Origin of the sequence: Acinetobacter sp. WA-87 (genome assembly GCF_039938935.1) — a bacterium.
Taxonomy (GTDB): Bacteria; Pseudomonadota; Gammaproteobacteria; order Pseudomonadales; family Moraxellaceae; genus Acinetobacter; species Acinetobacter seifertii.
Genome location: NZ_JBDUVF010000001.1, coordinates 316,547 through 342,723, shown reverse-complemented (window position 1 = coordinate 342,723; position 26,177 = coordinate 316,547). Strand labels below are relative to the sequence as shown.

The 26,177-nt window shown below is 39.3% G+C and carries 15 protein-coding genes and 1 pseudogene; 10 read left to right on the top strand and 6 right to left on the bottom strand.

Annotated elements, in window-relative coordinates:
* Positions 1–12: 12 nt before the first annotated feature.
* Genes entS through fes form a run of 4 tightly spaced genes read right to left on the bottom strand, consistent with a single transcriptional unit; the run spans position 13 to position 9,868 of the window.
* A complete protein-coding gene (gene entS / locus ABFY81_RS01645) occupies positions 13–1,263 on the bottom strand; it encodes an enterobactin transporter EntS (RefSeq protein WP_347912886.1) in 1,251 nt (416 codons plus the stop codon).
* Positions 1,260–8,411 (bottom strand): amino acid adenylation domain-containing protein, encoded by a 7,152-nt coding sequence (locus tag ABFY81_RS01640; RefSeq protein WP_347912884.1) that lies wholly within the window; start codon positions 8,409–8,411, stop codon positions 1,260–1,262. Before ABFY81_RS01640 ends, entS begins: the two co-directional genes overlap by 4 nt.
* A gap of 12 nt (positions 8,412–8,423) precedes the next feature.
* On the bottom strand, positions 8,424–8,639 hold the full coding sequence (locus tag ABFY81_RS01635; protein ID WP_005305165.1) for an MbtH family protein: 216 nt from the start codon (positions 8,637–8,639) through the stop codon (positions 8,424–8,426).
* 29 nt (positions 8,640–8,668) lie between these two features.
* Positions 8,669–9,868, bottom strand: a complete 1,200-nt coding sequence (gene fes / locus ABFY81_RS01630; protein WP_347912883.1) for an enterochelin esterase — start codon at positions 9,866–9,868, stop codon at positions 8,669–8,671.
* Between the two features lie 266 nt (positions 9,869–10,134).
* Here fes and ABFY81_RS01625 point away from each other — a divergent pair, with 266 nt between their 5' ends.
* The 5 genes and pseudogenes from ABFY81_RS01625 to ABFY81_RS01605 all read left to right on the top strand — a co-directional run bounded on the left by ABFY81_RS01625 (position 10,135) and on the right by ABFY81_RS01605 (position 14,740).
* Positions 10,135–10,905: an SDR family oxidoreductase gene (locus tag ABFY81_RS01625; protein WP_046812794.1), complete on the top strand. Its 771-nt coding sequence runs from the start codon at positions 10,135–10,137 to the stop codon at positions 10,903–10,905.
* A 44-nt stretch (positions 10,906–10,949) separates the two neighbouring features.
* Positions 10,950–12,173 (top strand): isochorismate synthase, encoded by a 1,224-nt coding sequence (locus ABFY81_RS01620; protein ID WP_347912882.1) that lies wholly within the window; start codon positions 10,950–10,952, stop codon positions 12,171–12,173.
* 11 nt (positions 12,174–12,184) lie between these two features.
* The gene (locus ABFY81_RS01615) at positions 12,185–13,849 is read left to right on the top strand and encodes an AMP-binding protein (protein ID WP_347912881.1); all 1,665 of its coding nucleotides are present in this window, start codon (positions 12,185–12,187) and stop codon (positions 13,847–13,849) included.
* A gap of 21 nt (positions 13,850–13,870) precedes the next feature.
* Positions 13,871–14,488, top strand: a pseudogene (locus tag ABFY81_RS01610) (isochorismatase family protein); the annotation flags it as partial.
* On the top strand, positions 14,471–14,740 hold the full coding sequence (locus tag ABFY81_RS01605) for a phosphopantetheine-binding protein (protein WP_227501310.1): 270 nt from the start codon (positions 14,471–14,473) through the stop codon (positions 14,738–14,740). The pseudogene ABFY81_RS01610 and the gene ABFY81_RS01605, both read left to right, overlap by 18 nt.
* A gap of 44 nt (positions 14,741–14,784) precedes the next feature.
* Here the strand turns inward: ABFY81_RS01605 and ABFY81_RS01600 are convergent, their stop codons facing one another.
* Positions 14,785–17,934, bottom strand: coding sequence for a multidrug efflux RND transporter permease subunit (locus ABFY81_RS01600; protein WP_347912880.1), 3,150 nt, complete (start codon positions 17,932–17,934; stop codon positions 14,785–14,787).
* Positions 17,935–18,151: 217 nt separating this feature from the next.
* On the opposite strand from ABFY81_RS01600, the gene ABFY81_RS01595 reads away from it, so the two are divergent.
* A complete protein-coding gene (locus ABFY81_RS01595) occupies positions 18,152–20,113 on the top strand; it encodes a TonB-dependent receptor (RefSeq protein WP_347912879.1) in 1,962 nt (653 codons plus the stop codon).
* Between the two features lie 140 nt (positions 20,114–20,253).
* Positions 20,254–20,655, top strand: a complete 402-nt coding sequence (locus ABFY81_RS01590) for a transcriptional repressor (RefSeq protein WP_198071012.1) — start codon at positions 20,254–20,256, stop codon at positions 20,653–20,655.
* Positions 20,656–20,726: 71 nt separating this feature from the next.
* Here the strand turns inward: ABFY81_RS01590 and ABFY81_RS01585 are convergent, their stop codons facing one another.
* Entirely contained in the window at positions 20,727–22,508 is a 1,782-nt protein-coding gene (locus tag ABFY81_RS01585) for a bifunctional metallophosphatase/5'-nucleotidase (RefSeq protein WP_347912878.1), read from the bottom strand.
* A gap of 307 nt (positions 22,509–22,815) precedes the next feature.
* On the opposite strand from ABFY81_RS01585, the gene ppk1 reads away from it, so the two are divergent.
* The 3 genes from ppk1 (at position 22,816) to pqqB (ending at position 26,176) form a co-directional block, all read left to right on the top strand.
* Positions 22,816–24,891, top strand: coding sequence for a polyphosphate kinase 1 (ppk1, locus tag ABFY81_RS01580; RefSeq protein ID WP_347912877.1), 2,076 nt, complete (start codon positions 22,816–22,818; stop codon positions 24,889–24,891).
* Positions 24,892–25,114: 223 nt separating this feature from the next.
* Positions 25,115–25,189 (top strand): pyrroloquinoline quinone precursor peptide PqqA, encoded by a 75-nt coding sequence (gene pqqA / locus ABFY81_RS01575; protein WP_001982218.1) that lies wholly within the window; start codon positions 25,115–25,117, stop codon positions 25,187–25,189.
* Positions 25,190–25,264: 75 nt separating this feature from the next.
* Positions 25,265–26,176 (top strand): pyrroloquinoline quinone biosynthesis protein PqqB, encoded by a 912-nt coding sequence (gene pqqB, locus ABFY81_RS01570; protein ID WP_347912876.1) that lies wholly within the window; start codon positions 25,265–25,267, stop codon positions 26,174–26,176.
* Position 26,177 lies beyond the last annotated feature (1 nt).

The window sequence follows — 26,177 nt, the reverse complement described above, 5'->3', positions numbered from 1 at the left end:
TTATTTTAGGGTTTAATTTTCTTGTAATTTAGGATCTTGGAAGCCTGTTTCACGCATATCTTGAGAGTTGAATAAGAACATAAACCCTACGGCAAAGCTTAATATACCAAAGAAGAGAATACTTCCCGATATTGGTAAAAACCGAGTTAAGAGACCCAAAGTTGTAGTGGCAATCGAATCGCCTAACGCATCTTGTGCAAGCCAAATGGCGTTAATCCGCCCTAAATATTCATCAGGTGTATGTCCTTGCACAATACTGTATTGAAGCAAGTTAGCAATCGACATCAAATATCCAAACACACATAAAATTGGTAAAGTCACGATGAGCCAAGGTGAGAGTCCAATCATAATCATGCAACTAAAAACACCTAAGCACGTATAGAGCATGACTAAGCCGGGTTTGAGTAACCTTGTTGTCCATCCACTGAGTAAGGCGCCTAAAGTCGAGCCTAACGGAACGGCCGAATACATAAGTCCGAGTTCAAATGCGCCGCCGTGAAAAATTTCATCTGCCATTTGCGGAAAAATAATACGAATAGCGCTGCTAAAACTGAGTAATGTTCCAATTAAAATGGTGCTACCAACCACTTTATTTTTAAAAACAAACTTAAACCCTTGAGCTAATTGGCGAAGAGGACTCTCACCATTTGATGCATGTTGTGGTTTAAGTGCAGGCAGTCCCATTAATAAAAACACAGTGAGTAAAGTACCTACCGTTGAGACCCAATACACAGTTGCTACACCACTAGCAGCAATTAAAATACCGCCGATTGCTGGTGAAATGACGGTTGCAAGACGTACGGATACCATACTGATCGCACGGGCTTGTACAATATTTTCGCGCCCTACAATCACAGGCATGATCGCCATCATTGCTGTTACACCGAGTGCACCAAAGAAACCATCCCATGCCGATAAAAAATAAATCGCATAGAGCGAAGGCTGCTCAAACATGGCGTTGATGGCGAGGCCAGCAAAGCCTAAACCACACACACCACGTGCCAATAAAATCAGCGATTTTCGATCTTTGCGATCTGACAGCAAACCACCAAGTAACAAGCCAATAAACATGGCTATGCCTTCAAAAGCCATTGCAACTGCAACATTTAACGAACTACCCGTAATGTCATAAACTTGTTTTGGAATAGCCACGACCAACATGCCAATCGTTAACAAGGACAATGTGCGGGCAATAAATACATGCCTGAAATGGGCATTACGTTTTAAAAGACTAAAATCGGTCAATAAAGATTTGAAACTCATGGCGTGTGCTCCTCTAAACCGCGTGCCTGACAAATCATGCGGTTTAAAATCGGGCCAAGTGTTTCAAGCTGCTGCGGAGACAATATATCGGTATGGTCCGCTTCACTCAGTCGAACAATATTGAGTTTTTTAACTAAAGGCGACCATTGTTGTTCTGGTTGGATATACGGCAGCAAGTCTTTTTCAGCAACAACTAAGTGTAGTTCACCATTAAACTTCGGCATCTTATACGGTTTTAATAAACGGACGGCATCACGATAGTTTGCAAAAATATCTTCTTGTAAACGGCGAGTTTCTTCATTTAATGCCGTATCTGCATCTGCTAAAATATCATTGAAGAATTGAAGCTGTTCTTGTTCAGCTTCAGCATTCATTTCCTCTACCGACAAATCTAACCACTGATGAATTTCAGCAGGGTAAGTGTCCAATAAGCCGAGATAATCAACTTTTTCACCTTGTTCAGTGAGCTTCGCTGCAACCGCATAAGCCACTGTACCGCCAAGTGAATAACCTAGTAACGTATAAGGTCCTGTTGGTTGTTGGCTGCGAATAATCTCAAGTTGTTTTTCAATCAGTTCGTCCATATCAGTACTATTTGCCAATAGGCCATCTGGTCGAGGAGACTGCAAACCGATAATAGGTAAGTCGGAATGCAAATAACGATTCAGCACCGTATATTGCCATGCCGAACCAGAACCTGGGTAGAAACAGAACAATGGATGCCCAGAACCAGAACGGATGGGTAAAATTGGTTGCATGCCAGTTTGTTCAACTTCTGCCAAACGTTTTTGTGTAAGAAGTAAAGCCGCTAAACGTTGAATCGTGACATGACTCATCAACTGACCAATTGGAATGGTCCGCTTAAATACTTTTCGGATCTCAATTGCAAGCCTCATCACCAAAATGGAATGCCCACCAATCGCAAAGAAATCTTCATTCACACCAATATTCTGATCTGTATTTAAAACTTGCTGGAAAATACGTGTCAGTTCGTGTTCAAAAGCAGTGGTGGCGTACTGTTTTTCTGTATTTGAAGGATTAATTTTTGGTTGCGGCAGTGCTTTACGATCTAGCTTCCCATTATGACTTAATGGAAATTGCTCGACTAACATATAGTGTGTTGGCACCATATATGCAGGAAGCTGTTTCGCTAATTGTTTCTTTAACTTCTCAATATCCACAGGTGCTGTTGTTTGCAAGTAAGCAACCAACTGAACATCAGCTTTATTTTGTTCAGAAGAAATAGGATGTACAATCACATCAAGACCGCTGATTAAGCATAATTGTTGTTCAATTTCACCCAGTTCAATGCGTTGCCCACGTATTTTTAACTGATCATCAGCACGGCCTACATATTGAATACTGCCGTCTGCATGCCAACGGGCAATATCACCAGTACGGTACATGCGTTGACCTGCTGCGAATGGATTTGCCACAAAACGCGTTGCTGTTAAGTCCGCTCGATGCAAATAACCCATGGCCAATTGATGGCCTGCCAAATAAAGCTCACCGTCCACTCCAACAGGAACACAGCGTAAGTATTGATCTAAAATATAAAGCTGGGTATTCCAGACTGGATAGCCAATCGCAACGCTACTTTCTTCTGGGTGTAATCCCAGCGTTGCATCCATATAACTCACATCTACTGCAGCTTCCGTTGGGCCATATAAGTTATGCAATTCACAGTTAAAGTGCTCTGTAAATGATTTTGCTAAAGCCGTTGGTAATGCCTCACCACTACAAAATACTCGGCGGATTGGCAAACTTTGACGCTGAGCAGATGACAAAATTTCGGTAGCAGCATTTTCAAAAACAGCCAACATTGACGGTACAAAATGTAATGTTGTTACTTGGTATTTTTGAATGAGGCTTAATAATGCCAATGGATCACGGTGTGCATCCACAGGTGCCATAACCAATCGTGCACCTACTAAATATGACCAGAAAAACTCCCATACCGAAACATCAAAAGTACATGGCGTTTTTTGCAAAATCGTATCGGTTGCTGACAGTGGATACTCTGATTGCATCCATAAAATACGGTTCACAATGGCTTGGTGAGAAACCATAACACCTTTTGGTTGGCCTGTTGTACCTGACGTATAGATTAAATATGCCGGATGCTGTGGGGTAATGACTGTCGTTTTATAGCTACTTAAATCAACCTGCGTTTCATCAAACAATTCATTAAAAGCAAAGGTAGCTATTGATGGAGGGGCAATAGCAGCTAGATCTTTTTGTTCACCAATCACAAGTTTAGATTTGGCATCCTGCAACATAAATTTGATACGTTCGGACGGATGTTGTAAATCAATAGGTAAATAAGCTGCACCTGCTTCAATCACCGCTAAAATAGCAATACTGAGTTTGATTGATCTTGACAGGGCAACGGCAACTATGTCTCCAGCCTGCACGCCCATTTTTTGCAATTGCTGAGCTAAAGCACAAACTTGAAAACGTACGTCACTAAAACTGAGCTGATGATGATCATCACATAACGCTGTTTTGTCGGGAGTATTTCGAGCTTGTTCTCTGAGTAATTGCTGTAAGGTCGTTGGATGAACTTCATGTTGAGTTTGATTAACTTTCTGGATTAAATCACGCTCTCCAGCAAGTTGTAAGCGATAGTGACCTAGAGAAGTCTCTGGTTCATTTAAGGCAATTTCAATCAATTGAACCATTCGCTCGAGGAAGTGTTCAGGCTGCTCAATTACTCCACGCTGTTCGAGTAATAGCTCAATTTGATGATCAGGAATAACCAGCAAAGCAAGCGGATAATGGCTATAACCGCGATTTGTAAGTTTGGAAATAGCAGCATTACCAAGTCTTTGCTGTAAATACTGGTTATCAGGATAGTTTTCTACGACTAGCAAACTATCGAAAAGATTGCCTTGTCCGACTAATTGCTGAATTTCACCCAGACCCAAACCATCATGCTCTAAATGTTCAACATGTAATTGTTGTAACTGAGCCAATTGTTCCCAAAGTGTTTGCTGCATGTTGAGCTTCACACGCACTGGAATCGTATTTAAAAACAATCCGATTTGCTGTTCTAAACCATTAATAGGTGCTGAACGCCCAGAAACAGGTGTACCAAACACAATATCTTCACGATGAGCATAAATATTTAAAGTCATTGCCCAAATCATTTGCATGAAAACATTGAGCGTGATGCCTTGTTGGCGTAATTTATGTTGAAGTTTTGCACCCAACTCGGCACTTAAACGATATGAAGTTTCCTGTACAGCTTGCTGTGCTTGATTAAATAAAATAAGTGGCTGTAAATCTGCTAAATCACGTTGCCAAATTACTTTTGATGTTTCATGGTCACGTCCAGATAAGGTTTTAATTACCTTTTCATAACTATGTTCAAGCACTGGCAGTTGTTGGTTAGTCTGCTGATAGGCTTTAATAAAGTCTTGTAAAAATAGTGGAGTTGACCAGCCATCTGTTAAAAGATGATGCACCATAATCAATAGTTCTGACTGTTCTGGAGCATGTTGAATTAAGGTTGCCCGAATTAAGCCATAGGGTTGGTCAAGGTGAATCGGTTGCTGCAATGCTTCTTGAATGGTTTGCTCAAGCAGATCGGGAGTGACTGAGCAAAACTGAACTGGCCAAGCTTGAGTAGGATGTAATGAATAGATAAAAACAGGTTCTTCAGCTAATTCACTATCAAAATGTCCACCTAATTGAGGGTGACGTTTTAATACGGTAATCAACGCTTGCTGTAAACGTACCGGATCAATATCTCCATTTAAACTAAGACGAGTAAAGGCATTATAATTCGATTGTTTTTCTACTTGAGATAAGAACAGCATGCCTTTTTGTAAAGGAAGCAAAGGTAAAATGGTGCTATTTTTTCCATATTTTTCTTGAACTTTTTGTTCTAGGTCCGCTGAAAATAACGGTTTTGAAATAGCCGCTTGTTGCTCATCTAAACGGGTGAGTTGTGGTGCCATAGCGGCCACTGTTTTAAATTGGAATACATCACTTGGTCTTAAACCATAACCACGTTGGCGCAATTGAGTACAAAGCATAATGGCCGAAATACTATCGCCACCTGTCATAAAGAAGTCGTCATCAACTCCAATTGCGTCAAGCTTAAGAACAGATGCAGTAATTTTGCATAAAAGCTGTTGCTCAGGTGTTTCGGCCATTCGGCTACGGGTACGAATTTGAGGCTTTGGTAGTGCTTTTTTATCCACTTTTCCGCTTACATTTCGTGGAAATTCGGACATAACAGTCAGGGCAGAAGGCACCATATATTCAGGTAAGTTTTGACGTAACTGACTTAAATATTGCTGACTTAATTGCTCACTGGTTTTTTCATCAAGTTCAATGTCTTTAACCACACAATAACCGAGTAAACGATGACTATTATTAATCGGTTCTGCAATGACTACTGCGCTTTCAACATTGGCTAAAATCGAAAGCGCATTTTCAACTTCACCGATCTCAACTCGATAACCACGAATTTTGATCTGGTCATCACAGCGCCCCATAAATTCAAGTTTACCCGCGCTATTCCAGCGAACTAAATCACCCGTACGGTACATGCGCTGCCCATGTTCAAATGGATTCGCTACAAAGCGGGCAGCACTTAAGTCAGCGCGACCTAAATAACCATTGGCAATACCAAAGCCAGAAATATAAAGCTCACCAATAACCCCAGTCGGGCATCGTTGCAAGTGGCGATCTAGTACATAGGCCTGTGTATTACCAATCGGGTTACCAATGACAGGGCGAGCGGTCTGTTTTAATTCTGCTCGGAAAGTATCAACCGTATATTCTGTTGGGCCATATAAGTTATGAGCAAAAAGCGCTGGCTGAGCATTAAGCTGTTGCCATAAAGCTAACGGTGCAGCTTCACCACCAATCAAAATAAGACTTGGATGATGCTGATTTTCAGCAAATAAACCATTCGTCATCATTTGCGCGCAAAAAGATGGCGGTAAATCAAGTGTATCAATTTGTCGCTGCTGAATTTCTTGCACTAGACCAAATGCATCTCGACGCATGTTTTCATCAAAAATATGTAGCTCTTGGCCCCATAACATCCAGAAAACTTGCAACCAAGATGAGTCAAACGAGAACGAGTGTGTATGCGCTGCACGTAACGGACGCTCAGGGAATCGCTCATTTACAGCTTCTAATACAGGCCAATAAATGGTTGGCTTATGCGACAAAATGAGGTTGAGTAAAGAACCATGTGTGTTCATTACCCCTTTAGGACGACCAGTACTACCTGAGGTAAAAATTATATAAGCGACGTCTTGGAAATTAAATTTACGATTTTCGGCAGCTATATCACTCGCATCTTGCTTTCGAATGTGTGTTTGAACATCTTCATGATCAAGATATAACTGCTGAATGTTTTGTGGTAGTTGCTGTGCAAGTGCTTGAGTAGTTAATACAAATAATGGGTTGGCATCTTCACACATCATTTGCATACGATCGATTGGGTAATCTAAATCGAGAGGCAAGAAACTCGCACCAGAGTTTAGTACAGATAACATCACCACAACTGAATCAATCGAACGAGGAATAGCGCCAGCAATGACAGTTTGCTTTTTGGCTCCATTTTCTTGTAAAAAACGAGTGAGTTGATTCACTTGTACTGCAAGCTCAGCAAAACTCAGATGCACAAGGTTTGGACGTTCGCCACTCACGATTGCCTTACGTTCGGGATACTTTTTAACTTGTTCATAAAAAATATCTAGAACATTATTATATTGTTCAGGATGGCTAACACGTGGACCGATACCACTTTGCGTAAGGGTAGCAAGTTCATGCTGTGGGGTAATATTAAAACTATTCCATTGTTGTTCTGGTTGAATCAGCGCTTGTTCAAGCAATAGAGTTAAACGTTGCCCATGCATAAAGAGCTCATCTTGTGTATAGCGCTCTGCATCTGCACGCAGTTCTATAATCAGCTCTTGGTCTTGAACAATAAAAGAAAACTCAAAATCATCAATTGGTCCTGTAGAAATGTGGTGTGTTTTGACCTTTTCACCATCTAACACTAAATCTTGGTCAAAAGCTTTATAGTTCAAAATAGGGCCGTACATTCGTTCATAAATGTCGATACTATTTAAATCTCTTAAAATCTGTTCAGCATCATATTTTTGATGTGGACGTATCTGTTGCAGCTGAGTTTGTACATGCAGCGCTGAGCTCATCCAGCTGTCTTTTTCACTCACACTGAACTTTACCGGTAAGACATTTACTGCGGGTAAAGTCGAGCGAATTGCTTTTGAACCTAAACGGCGCATAAATGGGATACCGACAACCAATTCTGCTTTGTCGGTCATTTTGTAAATATATTGTAATGACAATGACATCATCATGTCATTCAAACCAACTTTAAGATTTGAAGCAATCTGTTGTATCAGGGCTAAAATTCCTGTCGAAAAACGCAGCTGATGCTTAATAAATGTCGCTGTGGTTTTTGCCGCTAAATGATGAGTACTTAAAGTGACAGGACTTGGTAAATCTTCACAATATGCCTTCCAGAAAGCTTGGTCTATTTTAAATTGATGGCTATTTTCATAAGCCTGACGCTCAGAAATAACATCATTGACGCCAATGAACGGAGAAGACGAAAGATCTTTTTCTTCTTGTAATTGTTGATAGAGTTCAACAATACGTTTGGTTAGGTTAATCATGCTAAAACCATCAAGCATGATGTGGTGATAACGTTGATACCAATACACTTTATCATGCGTCGTAAATAACACCTGACGAAACAGTTGAGATTCACCAGCTTTAAGTGATTTAGCACATTGACGATCTGATGGCATCCAGTCCCATAAACGTTGCTGAGCTTTTTTAGGCGTTAAATGACAAAAATCAAATTCTTCAATTTGAAACTGAACTAGGTTATTAAGCTCAATAAACGGTTGAGACGGGTCAGATGAATATGAAGCAATAACCGTGTCGGCTTCATTTAAGCCGATCTGTATCGCTTTTTTAAACGTTGGGATATCGACAGTTTTTGGTAGTTCCAAACAATGCGCAATGGTATATAAATCTTCAATTGAACTTAAATGATCGGCAAGGAAAATGCCGAGCTGAGTAGATGCCAATTCAAAACGAGCTGGTTGAGAAAGGTCCGGAGTAAATTCATTATTTAATGCCTGATTCATGACAATACTCCTTTACGCTTGTTGAAAGGGGTTAATTGCAAGCCAGTGCTTTTCTACATATGCAATACATGAAGCTCGTGTATCTGGTCCATGCTGAATATCCCACCCCGATGGCACCTGATGTTGAGCAGGCCATAAACTGAACTCACCTTGTTGATTTTTTAAAACCTGAAAAGACAAACTTTCGTTATCGAAAGGATTGATATAATTTTCCTGTAAGTTGCTCATGATATTGTTATCCTTGATGAAACAAATGGTTATAGTGAAAGAGTTTGTTGCAATGCCTTAAGCAAGTCGGTACGCCAGTTCACAGCATCATGTCCGCCTGAAAAACTGTGAAAACTTACTTGATTGAATGATTGCAATTGTTGATAAAGCTGAAGGGCATCGTCCCGCATATCGGTTTCATACGTGCCAGCACTGATATAAATTCGAGTTGTTTTTGATAATTGATGAGATACGTTTTGAAGCAGTTCTAAAAGATTACCTTTGTGTTTTTGCCCTAAAATACTGTTTGAAAAATCTGACCACCAATAAGATCCAGATTGCAAAATCAGGGAAGTAAAAATGGTCGGGAACAACAAAGTACTATGTAAAGCACATACACCACCTAAACTTTGACCACATAACGTAATGTCTGTTTTAGAAATAAAAGAATGTTCTTTTATAAGTATTTCAATGAGTTCATTAACCAATGCCTGACTAAACGAATCATGACAACCATAATCTTGTTGGCGTTGTTGACTATTTAAACTATGAACAAAAACATAAACTGCTGGGCGAATCTTGTTTGAAATAGTTAAATGTTGAATTTCGGGCAGAATTGAAAGCTCTCGACTCCATATTTGGCCATCAAGCAATATGACGAGTGGCAAGACTTCTTGAACCAATTGATGACTAATAAAAATGTCAACTAAATAGTCCTGTTGGCATAAGCGACTTGACCATTGAAATGTCTTTGTAATTGGGCAATCGCTTATTAAAGATTTTGTGTTCTCGAGTTGAATCTGATTGATATAACGCGCTAAATGTCCTGTATAAACTGCTTGGTGGCTTAAAGGATCAATTTGAGCATTTTGTTTAAGCTGTGTTTGCCACCATGAGCGGCGTGTGGACGCGCAATCTGTTTCTGGCGCTTCTTCACTAGCCGTAACTACAACATAACTACCAGCCCAAGCTAGAGGCAGCTCTATTTCAAAAAAATGCACATCTGTCCCAGCTATACGGCTAAAACGATTCCACTTTTGATAGATAGAAGGGCTTTGTGAATAAATATCAATATAGACAAAGATACTTTCTTTAGGCTCAGGACTACGCCAAACAAAGGTACATAGCGCTTTATTTTTTTGTAGGTTAACTAGCGGACTACCTATTTTTTTAACGGTATTCCACCAGACCTCACTCCCAACATTGAGTTGTTGAAATAGGGGATGTAAGGGATGAGAAAATGGCTTCATTTTGAGTCCATCTCGACAAGAAAGCGCGGTCAAATTAACAAAATGATTATCATTAGTAAATGAAAACAATTATCATTATAATCAATAAAAAAAGACGGGTTTTATTAAATTTATTAAAAATCAATGAAATAAGTTGGTTTCTTGGTTAATAAATAACTTGATTTAGATTGTAATCTTATGTTTGATATTTATCGCACTTGATAATAATGATAATTATTTGCAATTATGTGGCGGAATTTACTATTCGAGTCAAACTGGAGTAAAACATGAGCTCTACCATCGTAGTCACAGGTGCTGCAAGAGGTATTGGAGCTGCTATTGCAAAAAAATTATTGCAGCAAGGGTATCAAGTGATTGGTATTGACCAACAGGAAAACCCAGAACAATGGGAAATCATTCAAAAGCTAGAAAACTATGAAATATCACGTTGGCAAGGAATTTCACAAGACATTACACAGCAACAAACTACTCAAAATTTGATTGCGGAGCTTTTGGAAAAGCACAACATTACAGGTTTAGTGAATGCGGCGGGCGTTTTGATTATGCGTTCGATGCTTGAAGCAAAAACAGAAGACTGGCAAACACTTTTTGCTGTAAATGTCATGGCACCCATTGCGATTAGTCAACAACTTGCTAAACATTTTTGTGAAAAAAAGCAGGGAAGCATTGTCACGATTAGCTCGAACAGTTCGCGTATGCCACGTATACAACTTGGCATGTATGCAACGAGTAAAGCTGCACTGAGCCATTACTGCCGTAATCTTGCACTTGAAATCGCACCTCACCAAGTCAGGCTCAATATTGTTTCACCAGGCTCTACGCTCACTCAAATGCAGCAGCAGCTTTGGACAGATAATTCACCTCCACCTGCTGTTATTGATGGTGACTTAAACCAGTACCGTACTGGTATTCCACTTAGAAAACTTGCTCAGCCTGAAGATATTGCTAATACCGTTAGCTTTTTACTTTCAGACCAAGCAGCACAAATTACTATGCAAGAAATTGTGGTCGATGGGGGAGCCACATTAGGCGTTTAAATATTAATTCATCACAACAAAATAATTTTATAAGGAGTTGCGAGATGTCGGTACAGCATCCGTATTTTATCCAACGAGAAAATTTTACTGAAAGCAGAATTACACTCGCAAAAGAAGTTTTAAATTGCACTGATAACGCTGGTTTTATATTTACGACTCCTGAATACATCATATCGAGTCATCAAAAACTTAAAGATATTGAGGTTACAAAAGACACTCAGCTAAAAGAGTGGCTAAACGAAGCCCGTCTACAATTACAACAAGCAATTGCAGATGGTTATAGCGATGCCAAGGTTATGGGTGGGTTGCCATTTAGTTCATCGGCAGATGTCAATTTAATGCTGATGCAAGATGCCAAGGTTTACCAGAAAGCTTTATTTTCACAAACTGATATTAATCTTGATAACTTAATCTTAAAGCAGGCCGATTATTTACCTTCAGGTGAACACTATAAACAGCAGGTTGAATATTTAGTACAACAAATGCGGGCACAAAAGCTAGATAAAGCAGTACTTGCTCGTATTTTACAACTTGAATTTGAAGAGAATCTTCCAGTCTCAGATGTATTTTATAACTTGGCCAAGCATAATCCTGAAGGATATAACTATGCAGTCGCAAGACACCCTCAAAGCGAAGGTTGGTTTGTTGGTGCAAGTCCTGAACTTTTAATTGCAAAGCAAAATAATAAAATCTGGAGTAAACCTGTTGCGGGCACATTAGCACGCGATGATGATCCGATTATTGACCAAAATAACGCCAGAGCATTACTTGCTTCACAAAAAGATCAACATGAGCATGCTCTTGTCATCGAAATGATTGCTGATGAACTCACACCTTTCTGCAAGCAACTGCATGTGCCCAAACACCCTTCACTTATTCGCACCAAACGTCTTTGGCACTTGGCCTCACACATTACGGGTGAGCTTAAGCAAGCCGATACTCATGTTTTTGACTTAATTGAACGTCTACATCCGACACCTGCAATTTGTGGTGAGCCAAGCTTTGTAGCAAAAAATTTGATTCATCAACTTGAACCATTTAACCGTGAACTATTCGCTGGAACCATGGGTTGGGCCGATGCCGAAGGTAACGGTGAATGGTCGGTGACTGTTCGCTGTGCTCGTATTTATCAAAATATTGCCCGTTTATTTGCCGGTGCCGGAATTGTGGAAGCCTCACGTCCACAAGCTGAACATGCCGAAACTGCTGCAAAGTTCCGTACTGTACTTGATGGCTTGCACATTTCACCAGACCAATTACCACGATAAGGAATAAATAAATGACAACTAAGAATTATTTAGTTGGCGCTGTGCCATATCCAGCTGAATTTGCTGAGGTTTACCGTAAAAAAGGTTATTGGCTTGGACAAAACTTGAGTGATTTCTTGCGTGAAAGTGCTCAAAAGTATGCGAAAAATATTGCAATTTATGATGGTGATAAAGCTGTTAGCTATGAAGAATTTGACAACCTAGTTGATTGTTGTGCCAACCATTTATATCAATATGGCTTACGTGCGGGCGATAAAGCCGTCGTACAAATGCCAAACCGCTATCAGTTCTATATTCTATTTTTTGCACTGATTCGATTAGGTGCTTTACCTATCATGTCTTTACCTGCCCATCGATATGCCGAACTCAGTAGCTTTTTTAAACAGACGCAAGCTAAAGCTTATTTCTGCGCAGATTTTGGCGCCCAAAAATTTGATTACCGAGAGCTTGCCGAAAAGCTTCAGCAAACAGCACCTTGCTTAGAGCATGTATTTGTACTTGGTGATGCTGGTAATTTTGTTGCCATCGAAAACCTATTAAAAGAAACAGAAATTCTAGCAGAAGCAATCTCGCCAACTACAGCAGATCAAGTGGCTTTTTTACAGCTTTCGGGGGGTAGCACAGGTGTTCCAAAACTGATTCCACGTACTCATGATGATTATCTCTACAGTGTGCGTGAGAGTGCCAAAATTTGCCAACTCAATCAGGCATCACGCTTACTCATGGTTTTACCTGCGGCACATAACTTTTCAATGAGCTCGGCTGGTTCTTTAGGCATTTTTTATGCGGGTGGCGCGGTGGTTTTAGGTACAGATCCAAGCCCTGAAACTGCATTTCCACTTATTAAAAAACACGGTGTGACAGATGCTTGTTTAGTTCCTGCATTGGTTCGACCGTGGATGGACAAAGCAGCCAAAGATCAAGATCCAATATTATCGACTCTACGTTGTTTACAAGTCGGAGGCGCGCGTTTACCCGATGCTGTTGCCTTACGTTTAATTGATGAGTTTACGGTTAATTTGCAACAGGTCTTTGGAATGGCTGAAGGGCTGGTTAACTACACCCGTTTTGGTATGTCAAAAGAACAAATTATTCATACTCAAGGTTTAAAAATATCACCAGATGATGAAATTTTGGTATTGGATGATCATGACCAACCCGTAGACGCTGGAGAGGTAGGGCATCTACTCACTCGTGGTCCTTATACCATTCGCGGCTATTACCAAGCGTCAGAGCACAACGCTCGTTCTTTTACACCAGATGGTTTTTATCGTACAGGCGACCTAGTTCGTATTCGTGAAGATGGCTGCATTGTTGTCGAAGGACGTTCGAAAGAACAAATCAATCGTGCTGGTGAAAAAATTGCAACTGAAGAAGTCGAGCAAGTTTTATTAACTCATCCACAAATCCGCTTGGCAGCACTGGTTGCTATGCCTGATGAGATGATGGGTGAAAAAAGCTGTGCCTTTATTGCATGGCAATCAAAAAACGATGATCCAAGCCCAATTCGCCTTGCTATGTCAGTTCGTCAACATCTGAAAGACTATGGGCTTGCTACCTACAAAATTCCCGATCGTGTCGAATTTATCGAGCAGTTTCCATATACAGCCTTTGGAAAAATCGACAAAAAAACACTACGTCAACAACTTGAAACTAAAACCAATGTTCTTGCTTAAAGATAAAAAAGGAAAAATTTGATGAGTATTCCCAAAATTACCAGTTATAGCATGCCTCAAGCCCACGAATTTACACCTAATAAAACCCATTGGCAGTTACATACCAATCGCGCCGTGTTATTGGTCCATGACATGCAGCAGTATTTTTTAGACTTTTATGATCAAACTCAAGCGCCTATTCCAGAGCTCATTAAAAATACCAAAGAACTGATTGAAACCGCACGTAAATTTAATATTCCAGTGGTTTATACTGCACAGCCCGGTAATCAGACGCCTGAACATCGTCAATTATTGACCGATTTTTGGGGAACTGGTTTAAAAGACGATCCGTATATTACTCAGATTTTGCCGGAAATCTCACCTCAGAAAAATGATACCGTTTTAACAAAATGGCGTTATAGCGCATTTAAGTTTTCACCGCTTGAACAACTTATGCGCGAGTCAGGCCGTGATCAACTTATTATTTGTGGTGTTTATGCCCATATTGGCTGTCTCATGAGTGCAGCAGAAGCATTTATGCTCAATATACAACCATTTTTATGTGGTGATGCTCTCGCTGACTTTAGTCGTGAAGAACACGATATGGCTTTAAAATATGCAAGTACACGTTGCGCTCAAGTCATGACAACTCAACAAGTGACTCGTGCTTGGGAACTAGAACAAACAGTCTCGCCATTAACCCAAGCAGGGATTGTTCAAGCGGTAAGTGAGCAACTACAGATTCCAGCTTCGGACATTCAGTTAAATGATGATCTGCTCATGCTTGGGCTTGATTCAGTTCGCTTAATGACTTTAGTGGGTAAATGGCAGGCTTATGGCGCTCAGGTAAGCTTTGAAGATTTGGCAGAACAACCTACATTAGAAGTATGGATTGAGAAACTAGTCGCTTAAATTTAAACAATAAAAAAGCAGATCATTGATCTGCTTTTTTTGTTCTATAAAGAGGAATGATCTTTTCTATATTTAGATATACGTCTAAACAAAACCCGTCTAAGCGACCATTGCAACGTCGGTAAACTATGTACCAAGACAAAGAAAAACACCGTAAATACAGGGACTAGTACGGTTCCAATAATCACACTACCAAATACACTCATACCAATTTCATGGCGACTCACTGCACCAGCACCTGTGGCAACAACAAGGGGAATAACACCCGCACCAAAAGCCAGCGAGGTCATTAAAATTGGACGTAAGCGTAGAGCTAAAGCCTCACATGCGGCAGTAACATAGCCTTTACCTTGTTTTATGGCTTTAGTTGCGAACTCCACAATTAAAATCGCGTTTTTACAAGACAAACCAATACCCGTTAGTAACGCGATTTGGAAATACACATCGTTTGGTAAGTTAAAAATTTGAGCAAATACAATAGTTCCCGTAATGCCTAGCGGAAGTCCTAGTAAAATAATAAGAGGTACTTTCCAGCTTTCATATAAAGCGGCTAAACATAAGAAAATAAATAAAATAGAGATAATGTATAAAAGTAAGGCTTGCTGGCTCGATTGCTGCTCTTGTAAAGAGAGGCCACTCCATGCGACATCTACACCAGATTGTTTGCTCACCATATCACTTAACTGTTGCATTGCCTGACCTGAACTAAAGCCAGAACTGACATTTGCTTCAAGTTGTATGGCAGCAAGCCCCATAAATCGCGTTAAGGTTTCTGGGCCACCAATCCACTCACTTTGACCAAAATGTGCAAGAGAAAGCATTCCACCTGTATTATTACGGACATGCCAATAAGCTAAATCTTCAGGTTTAGAGCGAAATTCAGCATCACCTTGCATAATGATTCGTTTAATTTTGCCTCTTTCAACAAAATCACCCACATAGTTTCCACCCCAAGCAGTCGATAAAGTTGAACGAATCGCTTGTTGATCAATCCCTAATATCTTGGCTTTATTCTGATCGAGTTGAATAAAAACTTCAGCCTTATTTTCATCTACAAGCGGACTTAAATTTTCAAACGCAGGATAATTGTGAGATTCTTTTTCTAAAGCTTTATATTGTTTAATGAGTTCATTGCGTCCTTGACCATTTACATCTCTGAGCCAAAGTTCTAAGGCATCAGATTGGCCCAAACCAGAAACACTTGCAGGCATACCCACCATAACTTTGGCTGGTAAGTTTTTTTGCAAGTAATTTTGCGCACGCTCACGTATAGCACTTGCAGTATTAGCTTCACCTTTACGTTCATTCCAATGTTTTAAGGAAACAAACGCCATGCCTAAATTTGGACCGCTCCCTGAAAAGTTTTGTCCATTAACTACTAGGACGGTATTAATATTTTTAGCTTCATGTTCAAAGAAATAGTTATTGACCAGTTTACCTACTTCTTGTGTTTGGCTCATAGACGCACTGTTATGCAAACTATAAGGCACAGCCAACAAACCTTGATCTTCATTTGGAATAAAGCTCGTCGGTAAACTACGATAAATAATGATTAAAACAGCGACTAAAGCTAACACCACAAGACATGAAAATGCTTTAAATTTGATTAAACTTGTTGCTAAAAAACTAAAACCACCTTTAACTTTTTCAAGCAAAGTCTCAAGTTTTTGTCCCCATTTAGGTTTTTGAGTTTGTTTTTTTAATAAGACTGCACACAAAGCTGGCGTAATAATCATGGCTACCAATAAAGATAACAACATCGCAGCCGCTAGGGTGATTGAAAACTGGCGGTAAATCATGCCCGTTGAACCACTAAAAACAGCCATAGGGATAAATACGGCGGTTAGTACCAAGGTAATACCCATCAATGCACCGCTAATTTCTCGCATCGATGCTAAACATGCATCCCGAACACTTAATTGTTGTTCATGCATAAGCCGTTCAACATTTTCAACCACGACAATCGTGTCATCGACCAATAATCCGATTGCTAGAACCAGTGCAAACAGGGTAAGAGTGTTAATACTCATACCCGTCAAATACAACACAACAAAGGTACCGCAAATCACAATAGGTACAGTAATGGTGGGAATAAGTGTAGCGCGCCAATTTTGTAAAAAGAGATACATGACAATGACGACCAAAACTACTGCTTCAAGCAAAGTAATAATGACTTGTTTAATCGACTCTTCAATAAACGGCGTATTGTCCCGCGGATAAACCACTTTATATCCAGCGGGTAGGTGCTGCTTGAGCTGTTCAATTTTTGCTTTAATTAGACTAGAGGTTTCAATCGCATTCGCATCAGGACTGAGTGAAATGCCCAAACCAGCAGAAGGGTAGCCATTTAGCGTATTAATACTTTCATAGTTTTCAGCACCTAACTCGACTCTCGCCACATCTTTTAAATAAACCAGACTACCATCTACATTCGCTTTAACCACAACCGATTTAAAATCGTTGACTGTTTTTAGCCGAGAACCCGCAGTGACTTTGGCATAAATATTCTGATCAGAAGCCGAAGGCATGGCACCAATGGAACCTGCAGCAATTTGGGTATTATAGTCTTCAAGTGCCTTTTCAATATCACTCGGCATAAGTTGATAATTTCTAAGCTGATTTGGATTTAACCAAATACGCATGGCATAACTTGAACCAAATACATCAACGTCACCAATCCCTTGCAGTTGCGAGAGAGGCTGTTCAAAGTGATTAACCATATAGTCCGATAATTCGATATTGCTGGCTTTACCTGTCTCATCGTATAGCCCCACAATTAACAACATATCACCTGTGGTTTTCCAAATATTTACCCCTTGCCGTTGTACTTGCTCGGGGAGACGGTTTAATGCACTGTTAATGCGGTTTTGTACTTGCAGTTGTGCCTTATCAATATCTGTACCAATTTTAAAATGAATATCAATACTGGCCGTTCCTGAAGATTCACTATTTGATGTGAAATAAAGTAAGTTATCTAGCCCTTTAATTTGTTGTTCTAAAATCTGCGTTACGCTTTCTTCAACAGTTTCAGCAGACGCACCTCGGTAATTAGCAACCACTGTGACACTTGGAGGAGCTAAGTTTGGATAACGCTCAACGGGCATTGCACGAATAGAAAAAAAACCAAAAATAAGAATAGTGATGGCAATCACAGATACAAAAATGGGGTGATAAATAAAAAATCGAGAGAGCATTGTTATGTCTACTTTAAGCTTGTTTTCAATAGGTTTTTAGGCACACCAAATTGCAATATTAACTTTTTTAAATCAAACAAACAATAATGATTATCATTATATAAATAATAATTACTTTTATCTTGAACAATAAAAGTCATGAGGCTATCATGCTCGGCACATCATAAATGATAACAATTATCATATGGTAATCGTTATAAAATATAAGGACCGAGAAATGACGTTAACAAAAAAGGCGCTGGTGGTCGCCCTCTCAACACTGCTTCCATTCGCAGTCCAAGCAAATACAGATATTGAGCAACAGGGCACAAATGAACCTGTTCAAAAACTTAAAACCATTGTGGTTTCTGCTGCTTTAAAAGAACAAGATGTAGATAAAGCACCCGCATCGATTAGTGTCATCACAAGTGAAGATATTGAACGTAGTGCAGCACTGAGCCTTGCAGACGTTTTACAAAAACAAGCAGGAGTATATAACTATAACAGTGGTCAAGATAAAATCGTTATACGGGGAATGCTGAATACCTCGGGGAACTACACCTTAATTCTTTTAAACGGTAAACGCATGTCATCTAATGGCGCCATGTGGCGAGGTAATGACTTTGACTGGAGCGCAATTCCTTTAAATAGCATTGAGCGTGTTGAAGTGATTCGTGGGCCTATGTCATCACTCTATGGCGCAGATGCGATGGGCGGCGTCATTAACATCATTACTAAAAAAGCAGAAGATGGACAATTACACGGTTCTATTTTTGGTCAATATAACCGAGCAGACCGTGGTGATGGTAAAAACCAGTACCGTTACGGTTTTAACCTATACGGTGGTTTAACCGATAATTTAAGTTTCACTCTGGCAGGCGACGCCTATAACCGCGATGCGTGGTATAGAAAAGGCCAGCCAGATCCAGATGGTGCATATTTTGTAGAAAAAGACACCAAAAACGTAAATGGTACTTTAAGCTGGAATATTAATGATCAGCAAACTCTAGATTTAGATTTGGGTTATAACAACGATAAACGCCCGCTGACGCAAGATGCAGCTACATCTATTCAAGAATCTGAAATGAAGCGAACCAATGTAGGCATTGCTCACCGTGGTAAATGGGCTTGGGGTAAAACAGAAGCTTATATTGGTAAAGAAACAGCTAAAATCTATGACTATGACAGTGAGTACGATGCGCCGCAAAGCCGTCACTATAAACAAGAAAATTTAATTGGTCGTGCTTTTGCCAACTTTGACTGGCTCATGAATAACACGACTGCTGGTTTCGATTATAAAGACCAGAAAATTACAGACGTGGTAAGTTATATCGGCACTGGAAAAAATCAGCAAAAAAGCTACGGTATTTTTGTGCAAAACGATACCCATATTAATGATGCACTTACCCTAACATTAGGTGGTCGTTACGACGACTTTGATGACTTTGATGGTAAAACGACTGGTAAAGCCTATTTAGCATATCAACTCGCTGAAGGAGTCATACTTAAAGGTGGTGTGGGACAAGCTTATAAGGTACCAGCACCTGCTCAGCTAGATATTAACTACTCAATGATTTCATGTGGAGGTAGTTGCCACATTCGAGGTAATCCAAACCTAGCGCCAGAAGAAAGTACAAACTATGAAGCATCCTTAATTGTGACCCGTTCAAACTGGAATGCTGGCGTTACAGTTTTCCAAAACGATGTGAAGAACTTGATTGAAGCCATTACCTTAAGTGATGGTGACCCGCGTTTAGTAGGTGATTTTAGAAAAATCTGGACCAATGTGAGCCGCGCGGAACTCAAAGGTGTTGAGCTTACAGGTGGATATGATTTCACTGACAATTTAGGTGTTAAGGCAAACGCAACTTATCTGGATGCGAAAAACAAAACTACAGGTAAAGACTTAACCGAACGGCCAGAATGGCTTGCCAATGGCTCTATTTCTTGGGCACCAGTTCAAGATTTTCGTGTAAATGCAGGCGTGAGTTATGTCGGCAAACAAATGTACTCAGCGACTAAAGAATTACCAGCTTATACGACCTATGACCTTACGTTTACCTCGCCAATTTCGCCACGTTTAACACTGGACTACGGTGTGAAAAACCTGACCGATGTTGACTTGGAAGATAAAAACAAAACTTTTAATACCAAACTTTATGGCCGCAATTACTTTGTGAAAGCGACTTATAGTTTCTAAGTTAAATCTAGACTCAAAGCTTATTCATAGGGGAATAGGCTTTGAGCTTTTCAGTTAGAAAACATCCATAATTTTCAAGTAAATATAGACAAAATAATTTTTAAAAATTTCTATACTTCTAAACTTTAAGGTTAATTAACATGACGACAATATCAAAATCATTATTAAATGGATTACCTATAAAAAAATCGAGAATACAGGTTTTTGAAATTTTAAATCAGAACCCACATGGCTTAAGTGCGGATAGCATTTATGCACAAATTAAAAATGAATATAAAATTACACTAGGCACCATTTACCGAATTTTATCTGAGTTTGAAAATCGCAAACTCGTTAAAAGAGTGTTTTTGGGAAAAAGTAAAAGTATTTATAAGCTCAGAAAAGATAAAATGAGTTGTAACCTGATTTGCCTAAAAACAGCAGAAACTTCAAGTTTTGAGCATGAAAAAGTGAAGGAACTATTGCACGAAGTTATGGATATTATTTTTGCAAATACTGGAGCAAACATCAGCAGTGTAGAACTTAATCTCTATACTGAATAAAAGCTCGTTTAGCTTTTCATATAAAAATAAAGGACAGCTTCGTACTGTCCTTTATACGTCATTAAATGAAATTATTTGATGACTTTAATTCGAGTTGTAGCCGGAATAATGAGTGGTGAATTTTTAGCAACATAGCTCTCAAAGGCATCAATATCTTGACCACCACCAACACGGTTCTGACCATCCTTTAACACCGTAAAGTTGTCACCACCATCTGCCAAGAAGCTATTGACTGTTACACGGTATACTTTGGTGTCAACCAATGGGGAACCAGCAACCATAATATTGCTTGCTCTCGGTGAAACAGTTGTATTTGCCGAATATTGATAACTTAACTCTTTAGACGGCTGTAAAATTTTAGGAGAGCTAGCATTTCCACCAGACCATTGTTGCTCAAGCACATCTCGAATTTGTTTACCGGTTAAACTCAGTGTCACAATAGAGTTACCAAAAGGCTGAACCGCAAAAATATCACCAAAAGTAATTTGGTTATTGTTATTAATTAAGAGGTCGGCACGTACACCACCTGGGTTCATGAGTGTAAAGTCTGAACCTTGGTCGCTTGCTTTAAGAGCAGAGGCTTGTTGTGCATCGGCAATCATATCGCCTAACGGACTTTCACCACTTTCAGCCTGAGTACGGCTCACAACGGCAGTAGACGTTCCAACCACACGCCCAGAAATAGTTGTTACCGCTTGACGGTATTTGTCTAAAATCGCTTCGATACTTGGTGTCTTACTAAATTTTTGATAAAGATCTGTAAGGCTTACAGTGGTTGTACCTGAAGTATAGGCCTCACTTTGAACTGGAACTTGTTTAGCATCTTTTTTAATAATGTCGCCAGTTTTACCATCTAGCTCAATCTTAATATCGGTAATCAGCGTGCCGTATTGGCCAGCGGAAGTCAGTAAGAACGGTTTAGCCGGGTTTTTAGTTGCATAGTCACAAATATAAGATTGATGCGTGTGACCTGAAACAACAATATCCACTGCCGGATTTAAGCGATCTAAAATACCTAAAATCGGCCCACTTAAACCATCACATGTTTTTTGATTAAGCTTAGTACTTGGTGCTGCACCTTCATGGACAACCACCACAAAAGCCTGAATACCTTGTTTTTGTAGTTCAGGAATAAGGGCATTGACTGTATCAGCCTCATCACGAAACTCAACGTCTTTTATACCAGCTGCAGATACAATGCTTGGAGTTGCTTTAAGTGTTAAACCAATAAATGCAACTGGAATTCCGCCATAAGTTTTGACTTTATAAGCAGGAAAAATCGTTTTGCTTGCATCGTTTTTCATTGCGACGTTAGCGGCAAGGAAATTAAATTTTGCACCACTAAAGTTTTTATTAATTTGGCAAGGTGCTGTACTTGTATATTGTTGACAGCCACCATTTTGCAAACGGCGTAACTCATCTGTACCGCGGTCAAACTCATGGTTACCCACAGCATTAAAGTCAATTTGAATATCATTCATGACATCAATCGTAGGTTCATCTAAAAACAACGAAGAAGTGAGTGGGGAAGCGCTAATTAAGTCACCCGCTGAAACAACAGCATTATTGGGATTTTGAGCTCTAAGTTTCTTAATTGCATCTGCAAAGTAACTCACACCCCCAACTGGAATACGTACTGTCTGAGATGAATCATTTGGGTTAGTTGCATCAACATAGCGTTTAGGTGGTTCTAAATTTCCATGAAAGTCGTTAAAAGCTAAAATATCGACCGTCTGGTTACTTCGGGGTGCAGATGTATTTGAATCACTGTCATTGTTATCATTACAACCAGCTAATAAAGCCATTGCCAGACATAAAGATGTTGTCTTAAATAATATATTTAAAGTCGTCATTTTTTATCAATTGGTGAATTAAGATGCATAAAAAATACGCATACTATATGAATATTTAATGAAAACTAAATCTTTATCAAAATCAGATGATCTTTAAAAAATTAATGCTAAGATGATAATAGATACCCATAAACGCAAGGAAATAAGCAAAAGGTTAAAATAGATCGTAATTTTTAAGGTTTTCATAAAAAATTCATGAATTTGCAATAAAGTAGTTACAAAATGTCCGGTGAATAAAATCGGTTATACATTATTAAATTAATCTTTTTTATTCATGTACAATTTTTATCAATTATAAGAGTCAAGAATGACATCATTACCTACATTATCTAGCCCAAACCAGCATAATTTAGAAACGTATATTAATAGAGAACTCTCTTTATTAGAGTTTCATAAGCGAGTGCTTGCTCAGGCCAAAGATATTGAACACCCATTACTTGAACGTTTAAATTTTTTAATCATTTTTTCGCGCAATCTGGATGAGTTTTTCGAAATCCGTGTGGCAAGTTTAATCCAGAAAATTAGCTTAATGAGTCAAGCAACTGGGCCAGACGGCTTGCCATTAGCAGAAGTATTAAAGCAAATTTCGAAAAATGCGCATGAAGCCGTTGAAGAGCAATATAACATTTTAAATTATACCTTGTTGCCACAGCTACAAGGCTATGGCGTTCATTTTATTCAGCACGGCGATATATTAGAGAAACATAAAGACTGGATTAAAGAATACTTTTTTAAAGAAGTACAACCTGTCGTTACTCCAATTAGTTTAGACCCAGCACATCCATTTCCAAGATTGGTCAATAAAAGCCTTAATTTTATTGTGACTTTAGAAGGTAAAGACGCTTTCGGACGTCAAATTGATTTAGCTATTGTGCCGGCACCACGTTCTTTACCAAGACTTGTAAAAATACCAGAGCATATTTCTGGTGGTACAGAACATTATATTTTGCTTTCGGCTATTATTCATCAGCACATTTCGGATTTATTTCCGGGCATGAAAGCCACAGGCTGTCATCAATTTCGCGTGACCAGAAATGCCGATTTAACCGTTTCAGAAGATGTAGAAGACTTGGCAGCTGCTTTAAAAGGTGAGTTATCTTCACGCCGTTTTGGTCAAGCAGTTCGTTTGGAAGTAGCAAAAAAATGTCCTGAAGAAATTGCTAACTATTTATTAGAGCAATTCGATTTAGATGCAGAACATCTTTATTACGTCGATGGTCCTGTTAATTTAGCCCGCTTTATTTCAAACTTTGATTTGCCAGATTTACGCTATAAACCGTATCAACAAGTTTTACCAAAACTTCTCTATAGCAAAAAGCCAATTTTTGATGTGTTAAAAGCAGGTGATGTTTTACTTCATCATCCATTTGACTCTTTTGCACCTGTCATTAAGTTTCTTCGGGAAGCTGCCCAAGATCCAAATGTCTTGGCAATTAAACAAACCTTATACCGTAGTGGCGCCAACTCGGAAATCGTTCAACTTCTTGCAGAAGCTGCGCGTAATGGAAAAGAAGTTACTGCGGTCATTGAGTTACGGGCACGTTTTGATGAAGAGTCCAATATTGAAGTAGCCAACGTATTGCAAGAAGCGGGCGCAGTTGTCGTTTATGGCATTGTTGGCTACAAAACTCACGCTAAAATGATTTTGGTCGTTCGCCGTGAACAAGACAAAATGAAAAGATATGTCCACTTAGGTACAGGCAATTATCATGCGGTGAATGCCAAAATTTATACCGATTTTGGCCTACTTACGAGTGATGCTGAAATTTGTGAAGACGTACATAAGATTTTCCAAGAACTGACTGGTATGGGCAAAATGGCAAAGCTTAAAAAACTTTTTCATGCACCGTTTACCTTGCACTCTCAGTTGCTAGAGCTTATTGAACAAGAAATTAAAAATCGTCTTGCTGGCAAGAAGGCACATATCATCATTAAAGTGAATGCACTCACTGAACCACAGCTTATCAGCGCGCTTTATAAAGCTTCTCAAGCGGGTGTACAAATTGATTTAATTATTCGCTCAATTTGCTGTTTAAGACCACAAGTTGCAGGGTTGTCCGATAATATTCGAGTACGTTCAATTGTTGGACGCTATTTAGAACATACACGGGTTTACTATTTTTATAATGATGGTGATACAAAAGTGTTTTGCGCTAGTGCAGACTGGATGGAACGTAATTTATTCTCGCGTATCGAAACCTGCTTCCCAATCGAAAGTAAAAAATTAAAGAAACAAATTATTGAAGATGGGCTAAACAATTATCTAAAAGATAATCGTCAAGCGTGGGAACTACAAGCCGATGGAACTTGGGTGCAATGTCAGCCTAAAGAGGGGCAAGAGCTTTATATTGCACAGCAACACTTAATGAACTTAGCCGTGTAAAACATCTGTCATAGCAGAATATACATCTGCTATGACCTTTTAATCGCCTTTGATTGATAAGGAGTTATTAAAATTTGGCCAAAAAACACAATTATCGAACAATATCTTGTGCCAAGCTTATCTACAAACGTGACATTTTTAATTAGAATAAATTTTTAATTGCTTTATAAGATTTGATCAAGTGATTCATTTCACAAGATTAATCCTGACTGGAGAAAAATTTATGCAATGGACAAAACCAGCTTTCACTGATTTACGTATTGGTTTTGAAGTAACAATGTACTTTGAAGCACGTTAATTATTTCTATTCAAATCTGTCATAAGCCCTAGTTTTGTTCTAGGGCTTATGTCTTTCTAATAAGATATTAGTTTTATGTATATTTATATTTTAGGTTCAGCAGCTGGAGGCGGCTTCCCTCAGTGGAACTGTAATTGTCCTAATTGTCATGGTGTCCGTACCGGTACGATTAATGCCAAAGTACGTACTCAATCTTCAATTGCGGTTTCAGAAAACGGCGTAGACTGGATTTTATTGAACGCATCACCAGATATCCGCCAGCAATTATTTGACTTTAAAGCAGCTCAACCTGCGCGTAAATTACGTGACACGGGCATTACCAACGTTATTTTAATGGATAGCCAGCTTGACCATACCACTGGACTTTTAACTCTACGTGAAGGCTGCCCAATGAATGTGTGGTGTACAGAAATGGTCTATCAAGACCTGACCACAGGTTTTCCAGTCTTTAATATGTTGAAGCACTGGAATGGAGGTCTTCAATACAATGAAATTAATCCTAAACAAGCTTTTAGAATTGATGGTTTCGAAAATTTAGAATTTTTGCCTTTAATTATTCAAAGCGCGGCGCCGCCATACTCGCCACATCGCCATGACCCGCATGAAGGCGACAATATTGCTTTAATCATCAAAGATAACAAAACACAAAAACAGTTGTTTTATGCGCCAGGGCTTGGAAAGATTGACGATCAAATCATGCAGATTATGCAAAATTCAGATTGTGTCATGATTGACGGTACACTCTGGACCGATGATGAAATGCAACAAACGGGTGTAGGTAAAAAAACTGGCCGTGAAATGGGTCATTTATATATTAGTGGTGAAGGTGGTTCGTTGTCTTATTTGAACCAATTCAATACACCGAAAAAAGTACTAATTCATATTAACAATACAAATCCGATTTTAAATGAAGACTCCGCTCAGTTTGCCGAACTAAAGGCAAATGGTGTAGAGGTTGCCTATGATGGCATGCAGATCGAACTCTAAG

What these genes read in the sequence shown, in the direction of transcription:
- entS (WP_347912886.1), bottom strand. Translation starts at nt 1,263, where the DNA reads ATGAGTTTCAAATCTTTATTGACCGATTTTAGTCTTTTAAAACGTAAT.
- ABFY81_RS01640 (WP_347912884.1), bottom strand. Translation starts at nt 8,411, where the DNA reads ATGAATCAGGCATTAAATAATGAATTTACTCCGGACCTTTCTCAACCA.
- ABFY81_RS01635 (WP_005305165.1), bottom strand. Translation starts at nt 8,639, where the DNA reads ATGAGCAACTTACAGGAAAATTATATCAATCCTTTCGATAACGAAAGT.
- fes (WP_347912883.1), bottom strand. Translation starts at nt 9,868, where the DNA reads ATGAAGCCATTTTCTCATCCCTTACATCCCCTATTTCAACAACTCAAT.
- ABFY81_RS01625 (WP_046812794.1), top strand. Translation starts at nt 10,135, where the DNA reads ATGAGCTCTACCATCGTAGTCACAGGTGCTGCAAGAGGTATTGGAGCT.
- ABFY81_RS01620 (WP_347912882.1), top strand. Translation starts at nt 10,950, where the DNA reads ATGTCGGTACAGCATCCGTATTTTATCCAACGAGAAAATTTTACTGAA.
- ABFY81_RS01615 (WP_347912881.1), top strand. Translation starts at nt 12,185, where the DNA reads ATGACAACTAAGAATTATTTAGTTGGCGCTGTGCCATATCCAGCTGAA.
- ABFY81_RS01605 (WP_227501310.1), top strand. Translation starts at nt 14,471, where the DNA reads ATGACAACTCAACAAGTGACTCGTGCTTGGGAACTAGAACAAACAGTC.
- ABFY81_RS01600 (WP_347912880.1), bottom strand. Translation starts at nt 17,934, where the DNA reads ATGCTCTCTCGATTTTTTATTTATCACCCCATTTTTGTATCTGTGATT.
- ABFY81_RS01595 (WP_347912879.1), top strand. Translation starts at nt 18,152, where the DNA reads ATGACGTTAACAAAAAAGGCGCTGGTGGTCGCCCTCTCAACACTGCTT.
- ABFY81_RS01590 (WP_198071012.1), top strand. Translation starts at nt 20,254, where the DNA reads ATGACGACAATATCAAAATCATTATTAAATGGATTACCTATAAAAAAA.
- ABFY81_RS01585 (WP_347912878.1), bottom strand. Translation starts at nt 22,508, where the DNA reads ATGACGACTTTAAATATATTATTTAAGACAACATCTTTATGTCTGGCA.
- ppk1 (WP_347912877.1), top strand. Translation starts at nt 22,816, where the DNA reads ATGACATCATTACCTACATTATCTAGCCCAAACCAGCATAATTTAGAA.
- pqqB (WP_347912876.1), top strand. Translation starts at nt 25,265, where the DNA reads ATGTATATTTATATTTTAGGTTCAGCAGCTGGAGGCGGCTTCCCTCAG.